At 68.8% G+C, this 11,952-nt stretch carries 8 protein-coding genes and 1 pseudogene; 6 read left to right on the top strand and 3 right to left on the bottom strand.

The features are described from left to right. The first annotated feature begins 63 nt into the window (after positions 1-63). From zwf to tkt, 5 genes are read left to right on the top strand one after another with little or no spacing between them, the layout of a single operon-like run. On the top strand, positions 64-1,455 hold the full coding sequence (gene zwf / locus QZH66_RS04820; protein WP_305804824.1) for a glucose-6-phosphate dehydrogenase: 1,392 nt from the start codon (positions 64-66) through the stop codon (positions 1,453-1,455). Next, on the top strand, positions 1,449-2,186 hold the full coding sequence (locus tag QZH66_RS04825) for an HAD family hydrolase (RefSeq protein WP_305804825.1): 738 nt from the start codon (positions 1,449-1,451) through the stop codon (positions 2,184-2,186). The genes zwf and QZH66_RS04825 overlap by 7 nt, the downstream gene beginning before the upstream one ends. After that, positions 2,183-3,283 (top strand): transaldolase, encoded by a 1,101-nt coding sequence (gene tal / locus QZH66_RS04830; protein WP_305804826.1) that lies wholly within the window; start codon positions 2,183-2,185, stop codon positions 3,281-3,283. The genes QZH66_RS04825 and tal overlap by 4 nt, the downstream gene beginning before the upstream one ends. Beyond that, positions 3,280-4,968 carry a phosphoglucomutase (alpha-D-glucose-1,6-bisphosphate-dependent) gene (pgm, locus tag QZH66_RS04835; protein WP_305804827.1) on the top strand — a complete coding sequence of 563 codons (1,689 nt, stop codon included), beginning with the start codon at positions 3,280-3,282 and terminating at the stop codon, positions 4,966-4,968. Before tal ends, pgm begins: the two co-directional genes overlap by 4 nt. A 20-nt stretch (positions 4,969-4,988) precedes the next feature. Then, entirely contained in the window at positions 4,989-7,037 is a 2,049-nt protein-coding gene (tkt, locus tag QZH66_RS04840) for a transketolase (protein ID WP_305804828.1), read from the top strand. A gap of 15 nt (positions 7,038-7,052) precedes the next feature. On the opposite strand, the gene gnd is transcribed toward tkt, so the two are convergent. The 3 genes from gnd to QZH66_RS04855 form a co-directional block, all read right to left on the bottom strand. Beyond that, positions 7,053-7,958 (bottom strand): phosphogluconate dehydrogenase (NAD(+)-dependent, decarboxylating), encoded by a 906-nt coding sequence (gene gnd, locus QZH66_RS04845; RefSeq protein ID WP_305804829.1) that lies wholly within the window; start codon positions 7,956-7,958, stop codon positions 7,053-7,055. A gap of 94 nt (positions 7,959-8,052) precedes the next feature. Beyond that, positions 8,053-9,576 carry a mercuric reductase gene (locus tag QZH66_RS04850; protein WP_305804830.1) on the bottom strand — a complete coding sequence of 508 codons (1,524 nt, stop codon included), beginning with the start codon at positions 9,574-9,576 and terminating at the stop codon, positions 8,053-8,055. After that, positions 9,576-10,928 (bottom strand): glucoamylase family protein, encoded by a 1,353-nt coding sequence (locus QZH66_RS04855; protein WP_305804831.1) that lies wholly within the window; start codon positions 10,926-10,928, stop codon positions 9,576-9,578. Before QZH66_RS04855 ends, QZH66_RS04850 begins: the two co-directional genes overlap by 1 nt. 268 nt (positions 10,929-11,196) lie before the next feature. Here QZH66_RS04855 and QZH66_RS04860 point away from each other — a divergent pair. Further along, positions 11,197-11,952, top strand: a pseudogene (locus QZH66_RS04860) (glycosyl transferase family 36); the annotation flags it as partial.

Raw genomic sequence — 11,952 nt, forward strand, 5'->3', positions numbered from 1 at the left:
AGGCCATGCATTGGCGATGACAGCGAGCACCTTGCCGGCAGCGCGGCTGCCGGTGTTGCGGCCATGACCAGCCCCTGTTCAGACGCGTTTGTATTTTTCGGTGCGACCGGTGACCTGGCGTACAAGAAGATCTTCCCTGCGCTGCAGGCGATGATCCTCGCCGGCGAGCTGGAGATGCCGATCATCGGCATCGCCTACAGCGGCTGGAGCCAGCAACAGCTGCGCGACCGCGCGCGCGCCAGCATCGAAGAACACGCCACGCTCGACCCCGCTGCCTTCACCCGGCTGTGCGCGCAGCTGTACTATCTGGACGGCGATTACACCCAGGACGCGGTCTACCACGAGTTGCGGCAACGGCTGGGCCAGGCCAGACGCCCGCTGCATTACCTGGCCATTCCGCCAAGCATGTTCGCCACCGTGGTGCAGGGACTGGCCAAGGCCGGGTGTGCCGACAATGCGCGGATCGTGGTGGAAAAGCCGTTCGGTCGCAATCTGGCCTCGGCGCAGGCGCTGAACCGCACGCTGCAAACGGTGTTTCCCGAATCGGCGATCTTCCGCATCGACCATTACCTGGGCAAGGAGGCGGTGGAGAACCTGCTGTACTTCCGCTTCGCCAACAGTTTTCTGGAACCGCTGTGGAACCGCAGCTATATCCACAGTGTGGAGATCACCCTGGCCGAGAGCTTCGGCATCGAAGGCCGCGGCAGTTTCTACGAGGAAGCGGGCGCGCTGCGTGACGTGGTGCAGAACCACCTGCTGCAGGTGGTCACCCTGCTGGCGATGGAAGCGCCGGTCAGCACCGACCCGGCGGGGATGCGCGCCGAGAAGCTGCGGCTGCTGCGGGCGATGCGTCCGCTGGAACCGGGCAACGTGGTGCGCGGCCAGTTCGACGGCTATCGCCACGAGAAAGGCGTGGCGCCCGACTCGCAGGTTGAAACCTTCATCGCGCTGCGGCTGCACATCGACACGTGGCGCTGGGCCGGAGTGCCGTTCTACCTGCGCGCCGGCAAATGCCTGCCGATCACCACCACCGAAGTAAGGGTGGACCTCAACCCCCCGCCGTTGCCGGTGTTCGACGTCATCAGCCCGGCGCAATCGAACTTCTTCCGCTTCCGGCTCAGCCCCGAGGTGGTGATCGCCGCCGGGACCCGGGTCAAGCAGGCCGGATCGGGGATGCGCGGCGAAGGCGTGGAGCTGCTGGCGCGCAATCAGCCCGGCTACGACGCGCTGCCTTACCAGCGCCTGCTGGGCGATGCCCTGCGCGGTGACGGCACGCTGTTCACCAGTGATGCCTGCGTCGAACAGGCGTGGGCGGTGGTGCAGCCGGTGCTGGATGCCCCCGGACCGGTGCAGTCCTACCCGCGCGGCAGCTGGGGGCCACCCGCAGCGGCGGCGATCGTCGCCGACACCGAGGGCTGGCACGATCCGCAGCCGGAGGCGGGCGCGCCATGCTGAGCGCGCAGCGCCCGCTGTTCCTGCTCGATGTCGACAACACCCTGCTCGACAACGACCGCTTTGCCGCCGACCTTGGCGCGCAGCTGGACCGCAGCGTCGGAGCCGGACAGCGCGAGCGCTACTGGGCGCTGTATGCCGGGTTGAAGCGCACGCTCGGCTACGCCGACTATCTCGGCGCGCTGCAGCAGCTGCGGCTGGACAATGACGACGAGCCGGCCCTGCTGCAGCTGTCCGCGTTCCTGTTCGACTATCCCTTCGCCGAGCGCTTCTATCCGCAGGCGCGGCAGACGCTGCGGCACCTGGAAACGCTCGGCACCCCGGTGATTTTTTCCGATGGCGACATCGTGTTCCAGCCGCACAAGATCCGCCGCTGCGGCCTGTGGCAGGCGGTGGCCGGGCGGGTCCTGGTGTACGTGCACAAGCAGCAGCGGCTGGCCGCGATGCAACAGCGGTTTCCGGCCGGCCACTACGTGATGGTCGATGACAAGGCGCTGCTGCTGGCGGCGGTCAAGCGCGAGCTGGGCACGCGCGTCACCACCGTGTTCGTGCGCCAGGGCCATTACGCCGCCGCGGTGCAGACCGCCTCCGTGGACCCGGCACCGGACCTCAGCGTCGATCACATCGGCCAGCTGTGCCACTTCGCACTGGCGGACTTCGCCGCCGCGCGCCAGCCGTCCGCCCGCGCCAATGGGCCCGTCCCGCTGATCACATCCTCTCCGGAGTCGACATGAACCCTACCCGGCACCTGCACGCGCTCGGCCAGAGCCTGTGGCTGGACAACATCACCCGCCAGATCCTCGATGACGGCACGATGCGGCAGTACATCGACGAGTTCTCCATCACCGGGCTGACCTCCAATCCCAGCATCTTCGATGCGGCCATTGGCAGCGGCCACGCCTATGACGCCGGCATCGCCGAGAAAGTGGCGGCGGGCAAATCGGGCGAGGCGCTGTTCATCGAGCTGGCGCTGGAAGACCTGCGCCGCGCCGCCGCGCTGTTCCGGCCGGTGTTCGAGGCCAGTCACCACGGCGATGGCTGGGTGTCGATGGAGGTGTCGCCATTGCTGGCCCACGACAGCGCCGGCAGCACCGCCGCCGCACGCCAGATCCATGCCCAGGCCGCATGTCCCAATCTGCTGGTGAAGATCCCCGGCCTTCCGGCGGGGATTCCGGCGATCGAGGACGCGATCCATGCCGGCGTTCCGATCAACGTGACCCTGCTGTTCTCCTGCGCGCAATACCTGGCCAGCGCCGAGGCGTATATGCGCGGCATCGAGCGGCGCATCGCCGACGGGCTCGATCCGCGGGTGAGCTCGGTGGCCTCGCTGTTTGTCAGTCGCTGGGATGTGGCGGCCAACCCGCGGGTGGAGCCGGCGCTGCACAACCGGCTGGGCATCGCCATGGCCGGGCGCACCTATCGCGCCTACCGCGAGCTGCTGGCCTCGCCGCGCTGGCGCGCCCTCGCCGACGCCGGCGCGCTGCCGCAGCGGCTGCTGTGGGCCAGCACCGGCACCAAGGATCCACAGGCGCCAGACACGCTGTACATCCAGGCCCTGGCCGCCCCCGGCACCATCAACACGATGCCGCCGGCCACCCTGCGCGCGTTTGCCGACCACGGCGTGCTGGAAGGCCCGATGGCGGTGGACGGCGGCGATGCCGAGGCCGTGCTGGCGCGCTTTGCACAGGCCGGGATCGACCTGGACGCGCTGGCCCACCAGCTGCAGGAAGACGGTGCGGCGGCGTTCGTCAAATCCTGGCAGCAGCTGCTGCAGCGCATCGCCGACAAGGCGCCCGGGCGCGGGCCCGCCGCGCCGCCGGGGGGGCCATGAGCACCGCGATCAGTCCGCTGGCCGGCAAGCCGGCGCCGCCGTCGCTGCTGGTGGATGTGGCCCGGCTGCTGGCCGCCTATGCCGGGTTGCGCCCGGATCCGTCGGTGCCGGCGCAGCAGGTGGTGTTTGGCACGTCCGGCCATCGCGGCAGCTCGTTGCAGCGCAGTTTCAACGAATGGCACGTGCTGGCGATCAGCCAGGCGATCTGCGACTACCGCCAGCGCCAGCAGATCGACGGCCCGCTCTACATCGGCTTCGATACCCATGCGCTGTCGCAGCCGGCATTTGAAAGCGCGCTGGAAGTGCTGGCCGGCAACGGCGTGGACACGATGATCGCGCGCAACGGCGAGTTCACCCCGACCCCGGTGATCTCCCACGCCATCCTCGGCCACAACCACGGGCGGACCACGCGGCTGGCCGATGGCATCGTCATCACCCCCTCGCACAACCCGCCCGACAACGGCGGTTTCAAGTACAACCCGCCCAACGGTGGCCCGGCCGATGTCGATGTCACCGGCTGGATCGAGCAGCGCGCCAACGCGCTGCTGCGCGGCGGGCTGCGCGACGTGCGGCGGATGCCCTACCTGCGCGCGCGGCATGCGGCCAGCACCCACGCATTCGATTATCTGGAGCCGTATGTCGGCGATCTGGGCGCCATGATCGACTTCGAGCTGATCCGTGGCGCCGGCCTGCACCTGGCGGTGGATCCGCTGGGCGGCGCCGGGGTGCATTACTGGGCGCCGATCGCCGAGCGCTACCGGATCGATCTGAGCGTGATCAGCGAGGAGGTGGATCCGCAGTTCGGTTTCATGACCGTGGACTGGGACGGACGGATCCGCATGGACCCGTCCTCGCCCTATGCGATGCAGCGGCTGATCGGGCTGAAGGCGGCCTATGACGTGGCATTCGCCTGCGATACCGATCACGACCGCCATGGCATCGTCACCCGCGGCGGCGGGCTGATCCCGCCCAACCATTACCTGGCGGTGATGGTCGATTACCTGTTCCGGCATCGCCCGCAATGGAACCCGAAGGCGGGGATCGGCAAGACCGTGGTCAGCACCGGCCTGATCGACCGCATCGCCCGCCAGCTGGGGCGCCCGCTGTTCGAGGTGCCGGTCGGCTTCAAGTGGTTTGTCGAGGGCCTGCTGGGGGCTTCGCTCGGCTTTGGCGGCGAGGAAAGCGCCGGCGCCGCGTTCCTGCGCCGCAACGGCCAGGTGTGGACCACCGACAAGGACGGCATCGTACCGGCGCTGCTGGCGGCGGAAATCAGCGCCCGCGAACAGGTCGATCCGGGCCAGCGCTACCAGGCGCTGGCGCAGGCCCTGGGCACGCCCTTCGCCGACCGGGTGCAGGCGCCGGCCACCGCGCCGCAGCGGGCGCAACTGGCCCGGCTCTCGCCGCACCAGCTGCAGCTCACCCAGCTGGCCGGCGAGAAGGTCGACAGCGTGCTGGATCGCGCCCCCGGCAACGATGCGCCGATCGGCGGCATCAAGGTCAGCACCGCCAGCGGCTGGTTTGCCGCGCGCCCGTCCGGTACCGAGGACATCTACAAGATCTACGCCGAAAGTTTCAAGGATGACGCGCACCTGCAGGCGATCCTGCAGCAGGCCCAGCAGATCGTGGATACCGCCCTGCAGGGCGGCGATCCCGCCGGCCGCGCCGCCGCGCCCTCCGCCTCCTGATTACCTTGCAGGTAACCGCCATGTCCGCCGAACTCGACCAGCTGTGCATCAACACCCTGCGTTTCCTGTCCGTGGACATGGTGCAGAAGGCCGACAGTGGCCATCCCGGCCTGCCGCTGGGCGCCGCGCCGATGGCCTATGTGCTGTGGACCCGCTGGCTGCGGCACCATCCGCTGAATCCGGGCTGGGTCGACCGCGACCGCTTCGTGCTGTCGGCCGGACACGGCTCGGCGCTGCTCTACAGCCTGTTGCACATGACCGGCTACGACCTGTCGCTGGACGATCTCAAGCAGTTCCGGCAATGGGGCAGCAAGACCCCGGGCCATCCCGAGCGCGGGCACACGCCGGGGGTGGAAACCACCACCGGGCCGCTCGGCCAGGGCATGGCCAACGCCGTGGGCATGGCCATCGGCGAGGCGCAGCTGGCGGCGCGCTACAACCGTCCCGGGCACGCGCTGATCCACCATCACACCTATGCGATCGTCAGCGATGGCGACCTGATGGAAGGAGTGGCCTCGGAGGCCGCCTCGCTGGCCGGGCACCTGCAGCTGGGCAAGCTGGTGTGCCTGTACGACGACAACCTGGTGACCCTGTCGGCCGGCACCGACATGGCCTTTTCCGAAGATCGCGCCCGCCGCTTCCAGGCCTATGGCTGGCAGACGCTGCACGTGGCCGATGGCAACGATATCGAGGCCATCGATGCGGCCCTGCGCGCGGCGCATGAGGACGTTGCCCGGCCCTCGCTGGTCCTGGTGCGCACCCATCTGGGCTACGGCTCGCCCGAGCAGGACAGCTTCAAGGCGCACGGCTCGCCGCTGGGGGTGGAGGATGTGCGCCGGACCAAGCAGGCGCTGGGCTGGCCGACCGAACCGGACTTCCTGGTGCCGGAGCGTGCGCGCGCGCATTTCCGCGAGGCCCTGGTACGCGGCGGCGATCTGGAGACCGCGTACGAGCAGCGCCTGCAGGCCTATGCCGAGGCATTTCCAGCGGAGTACGGGGAACTGCGCCAGCGCCTGGACGGACAACTGCCGCCACAGTGGAATGCGGATATCCCGGTATTCCCCGCCGACGAAAAGGGCATGGCCAGCCGCGAGGCCTCGGGCAAGGTGATCAATGCGATCGCGCCGCGACTGCCGGCCTTGACCGGCGGCTCGGCCGACCTGGACCCCTCGACAAAAACCGCGCTCAAAGACCAGGGCGACTTCAATCCGCCCGCCACGCCGGGCGAGGACCTGCAGGGCTCGGACGCGGCCGGTTGGAGCGCGCAGGGCCGCAACCTGCATTTCGGCGTGCGCGAACACGCGATGGGCGCGATCGTGAACGGGTTGGCGGCCCATGGCGGCTTCATCCCGTTCGGCGCCACCTTCCTGATCTTCTCCGACTACATGCGCCCGCCGATCCGGCTGGCCGCGCTGATGGGGCTGCATGTGGTCCATGTGTTCACCCACGACAGCATCGCCCTGGGTGAGGACGGCCCGACCCACCAGCCGGTGGAGCAGCTGGCCAACCTGCGCGCGCTGCCGCACCTGATCACCCTGCGCCCGGGCGATGCCAATGAAACCGCCGTGGCCTGGCAGGTGGCGCTGGAAACCCGCGACGCGCCGGTGGCGCTGATCCTGAGCCGGCAGAGCCTGCCCACGCTGGATCGCCAGCACTACGCCAGTGCCGAGGGCCTGCGCCAAGGCGCCTACATCCTCAGCGACGCGGCGGCTGGCGCGCCGGAGCTGATCCTCATCGCCAGCGGCTCGGAAGTCAGCCTGATGCTGGCCGCGGCGCAACGCCTGCAGGCGCAGGGCATCGCCGTGCGCTGCGTGTCGATGCCGAGCTGGGAGTTGTTCGAGGCCCTGCCACAGGCCGAGCGTGAGCGCGTACTGCCGCCGGCGGTTACTGCGCGCCTGGCCATCGAGCTGGGGGTGTCGCAGGGCTGGGAGCGCTATGTCGGCGCGCACGGCGACATGCTCGGGATCGAACATTTCGGTGCGTCGGCGCCGGCGGCGGTGCTGTTGCGCGAATACGGCTTCACCGTCGAACACGTCTGCAGCCGCGCGCTGGCCGTGCTCGACCGCTGAAGGCCGCGGCGCGGCTTATTCGTGCGTGAGCGGATGCCCGCCGAACTGGTTGCGCATGGCCGCCAGCAGCTTGTCGGAGAACGAATCGGTATCGCGCGAGCGCAGCCGTTCAATCAGCGCCTGGGTGATCACCGGCGCCGGCACGTTCAGGTCGATGGCTTCATCCACGGTCCAGCGCCCCTCGCCCGAATCGGCGACATACGGGGCGATCCCGGCCATGCCCGGATGGGCTTCCAGTGCGGTGGCGGTCAGGTCCAGCAGCCACGAGCGCACCACGCTGCCGTAGCGCCATATCTGCGCCACCTGGTGCAGGTCCAGCGCGAAATCGTGCTTGTGTTGCAGGATCGAAAAGCCTTCGGCATAGGCCTGCATCATTCCGTACTCGATGCCGTTGTGGATCATCTTGGTGAAGTGGCCCGCACCCACCGGCCCGACCCGGCCCCAGCCCTGGTCCCTGCCCGGGGCGAGGGTTTCAAACAGCGGGCGCAGGCGCTCCACCGTGGCGCTGTCGCCACCGATCATCAGGCTGTAGCCCGCGGCCAGCCCCCACACGCCGCCACTGGTGCCGCAATCGACGTACTGGAGCTGCCGGCCAGCAAACGTGGCGGCGCGGCGCAGGGTGTCCTTGTAGTTGGAATTGCCGCCATCGACCACGGTGTCGCCGGCCGCCAGCAGCGGCAGCAGCTGGTCCAGGGTGGTATCGGTGATCGCCCCGGACGGCACCATCAGCCACAACACCCGCGGGGCCGGCAGCGCGGCGACCAGCGCGGCCAGCGAATCGGCCGAGCCGGCGCCTTCTTTTTCCAACGCCGCGCGTGCCTCGGTCCTGGGGTCGAACCCCACCGCCCGGTGCCCGCCGCGCAGCAGGCGCAGGGCCATGTTGGCGCCCATCCGGCCAAGGCCGATCATGCCGATTTCCATGGAAGCTCCCGGAGCGTGGTGAAGGTCGGTGCCGCAGCGGCGAGCCTCATTGTTCGCGCGTGGCCGGCAACGCGGTGTGACAGCGCGGCAGTAGTCAGCGCGCCAGCCAGCGCTGCACGCGCGCCTGCACCCGCGGGGTGAAACGGGTGTGGTAATAGGCCTGCGCCGCGCGCTGGATCGCCGCGGCCTGGGTGGGATAGGCATGGATCACCCTAGCCAGCGTGCGCAGCCCGATTCCGGACACCATCGCCAGGGTGATCTCGTTGATCATGTCGCCGGCATGGCGGGCGACAATCGTGGCGCCGAGGATCTTGTCGGTGCGGCCGCGGGTATGGATCTTCACAAAACCGCCCTGCTCGCTGTCCGTTACCGCGCGGTCGATCTGGTGCATCGGAATGGTGAAGGTCTTGACCGGGATGTCCAGCCGGTTGGCCTGGCGCACGTACAGGCCGACATGGGCGATTTCCGGATCGGTGAAGGTGCACCACGGCACCACCAGTTCGCTCATGCGCCCGCGCCCGGCGAACAGCGCGTTCTGCACCACCAGATGCGCCGCCGCCTCGGCGGTGTGGGTGTATTTGTGTTCCAGGCACACGTCGCCGGCGGCATAGATGTCCGGGTTGCTGCTGCGCAGGAAATCATCGACGCCGATGCCCTCGCTCAGGCTGTAGTCGACCCCGGCCGCTTCCAGCCCCAGGTGCTGGACGTGCGGCACATGACCGATGCCGGTCAGGATCGCATCCACCGTCACCGTGTTGCGGTAGTCGGCACTGACCAGATCGACCTGCTTTTCGCCGTTTTCCACCCGCACCGCCACCGGCACCGTGTTGAGCCGCACCTCGATGCCATCGCGTGCGAATGCATCGGACAGCAGCTGCGCGGCATCGCGTTCCTCGTTGCCGAGGAACAGCGGCATGTCCTGCACCAGCGTGGTTTTCGAGCCCAGCCGGCAGAACGCCTGGGCCAGTTCGCAGCCCAGCGGGCCACCGCCAATCACCATCAGCCGGCGCGGCAGTTCGGTCAGGTTGAACACGTTCTCGTTGGTCAGGTAGCCGGCCTCGGCCAGGCCGGGAATGGACAGCACCACCGGATGCGCGCCGGTGGCGACCAGGGCCTTCTTGAAGCGCAGCGTGTCGCCGTTGACGGTGAGCGCATTCGGCGCGCAGAAGCGGGCGCTGCCAAAGAACAGGTCGATGCCCTCCCCGGCCAGGCGCAGTGCCGAATCGTTTTTGCTGAGGTGGCTGCGGATCCGCCGCACCCGTTGCATCACCGCGGCAAAGTCGACCGTGATGTCGCTTGGCACGCGGGCACCGTACTGGCCGGCGTTGCGCATTTCGGCGTACAGCTGCGCGGTGCGGATCAGGCTCTTGGAGGGAATGCAGCCGCTGTTGAGGCAGTCGCCGCCGATCATGCCGTGCTCGACCAGCGCCACCTTCGCGCCCAGCGCCCGGGCTATGCTGGCGGCTGCCAGTCCGGCCGCGCCGGCGCCGATCACCACCAGCTGGTAGCAGGCCGACGGTTCGGGATTGCGCCAGTGCGGTGGTCGCAGATTGGCCACGCGCTCGCGCTCGAACGCATCCTGTGGTGCCGCGTTCACCGGGGCCGTCCAGTTGCCCATCAGGCCCGCTCCGGCGCGGGGTCGGGAGAATCGGGCAGCCAACCGCCGCGGAAGCCGGCACGCTGCAGGCCGCGAGCGAGCCACGGACAGTCGCGCATGCGCTGCCAGATCGAGCCGCTGCGGTAGTTCTCGATCATCATCAGCACGATTCCCTGATCCAGTCCGTAGTGTCCGGCCGACACCCAGGCCGGGCCGCTGGCCGCGGCCAGCGACGGGTTGAAGCTGCTCGCCAGCCGGCCCTGGGTCAGGACCTCGGGGTAGTGCTGCAGCAGGTAGCGGATCGAGTCCAGCACGGCGTCGGGCGCGAACGGCAGCGAGGCCAGCATCGAAGGGGCGGACAGGGTGCCGTCGTCCGGTCCATACGGCACCCCGCGCGCGGCATAGCCGAACCGGCGTCGCGGCACCTGCGGCCGCGACGGCTGCGCGTCACTGGGGCCATCGCATGCCGACAGTCCCCAGCAGTGCTGGTTGTAGCCGGCAAACTCGTACGGATTGCGGCGTGCGTACTCGCGCTGGATCTGCACGGCGTTGACCGAATTGTGGAAGTAGTCCGAGCGCACCTGGCGCATGAAGCGGTCGCGGATGCCGCGAAAATCGATCCACGCATGCGAGAACTGGTGGATGAACAACGGCCCGGCGTAGAGATAGTCGTACCCGTAGAGGTTTTCCCACTGGTAGGTGGCGGTCCAGCCCTTGTAGCAGCTGCCGGTGATCGGGTGCGTCGGCGAGCCCATCGCCAGCGCGTACAGCAGGATCGCCTCGCTGTAGCCTTCCCAGCCGTAATGCAGATAGCCGCTTTCCGGCTTCCAGCCCTGGCGGATGGTGTCGTCACCGCCCTGCGACCAGCACCAGTCCACGCGCGTGTACAGCGCCTCGGCCAGTGCGCGCAATTCGGTTTCCTCCACGCCGGGCGCGCTGAAATACATGCGCGCGGCCAGCACGCCGCCCATCAACAGCGCGGTATCGATCATCGACAGTTCCGACTGCCACATCCGCGTGCCGCTGTGCATGTCCAGGAAGTGGTAATAGAACCCCTTGTAGCCGGTGGCGGTGGCGCTTCCGCTCTGATCGCTGTCGTGGAAGAACCGCAACACCGCGACACTGCGCTGCACCGCATCGCGCCGCTCGATCCAGCCGCGCTCCACCGCCACCGGATAGGCGGAAAGTGCAAAGCCGACCACCGCAATACTGGCCGGTGAGCCCGGCCGCGAGGTGTCGGCCACCAATCCATTGAGCGGGTTGACGTTCAGCAGGAAATAGTCGAACGCCGCGTGTTGCAGGCGGTCAAGCATGGCGTCATTCGTGAGCGAGGTCAGCGGTGACATCAATTGCGTCCAGGGCAGACGGACCATGGTCACTGGCGTTGCAGCATTCCGGCCATGACGGGTCGAGCATGCGGCAACCGGCTGCATGGGCGGCGTGTAGGAATGCTGCGGCGGCGCGCGTGCGCGGGTTTCGCCACCGCCCGGCGCAGGCGGGCCATGGGGCGGGTTTCAGGCTTGCCCAATCGTCGCCCCGCACGCCGCGGCTTCACAACAGCGGCGCCGTGGTGGGGCGTATGCTCGGCCCCCGTTGACGCCGATTCGTTGCATCCCGCGCACAGCGCAGTGGTGGTGCCCCATGAGCCCTGGTTCGTCATTGCCGGTTGACCTCCCCCCGCAGGTAAAGCTGCTCGGCAACGGGCGCTATACGGTGATGGTGACCGCGGCCGGCGCCGGTTACAGCCAGTGGTGCGGACTGGCGGTGACCCGCTGGCGCGAAGATCCGGTCGGGGACGGCTGGGGCAGCCACCTGCTGCTGCGCGATGAGGACAGCGGCGAGGTCTGGCCTGCGGGGCTGCAGCCGGGCGACGGCGATAGCGATGCAGGTGAAGTGGCGTTTGGCGCAGGCCATGTGCGGCTGGACCGGCACCATGGAACGCTGCAAAGCCGGCTGGAGATTGCGGTTGCGGCCGATCGCGATCTTGAGTGGCGCCGCGTCACCATCCGCAACCACGGCGCGCAGCCACGGCGGCTGTCGCTGACCTCGTACGCCGAACTGGTGTTGGGGCCCGCTGCGGCCGATGCCGCGCATCCGGCATTTTCAAAAATGTTCGTGCAGACCGAATGGGTCATCCGCGGCGGCATCCTGCTGGCCACGCGCCGGCGCCGTGCCCCCGACGAACCGGAGGTCTGGGCCGCGCACCGGGCCACGCTGGAGCCCGCGACCGGCGACGATCCCGACGATGGATATGAAAGCGACCGGCTGCGTTTCCTCGGCCGCGGGCGCACGTTGCGGCAGGCGCAGGCGATGCAGCCCGGGGCCACGTTGTCGCGCACCCACGGCAGCGTGCTGGACCCGGTGTTCAGCCTGCGCCGGCGGCTGACCATCGCCCCC

Source organism: Stenotrophomonas sp. YIM B06876 (assembly GCF_030711595.1).
In the GTDB taxonomy this organism is placed as follows: Bacteria; Pseudomonadota; Gammaproteobacteria; order Xanthomonadales; family Xanthomonadaceae; genus Stenotrophomonas.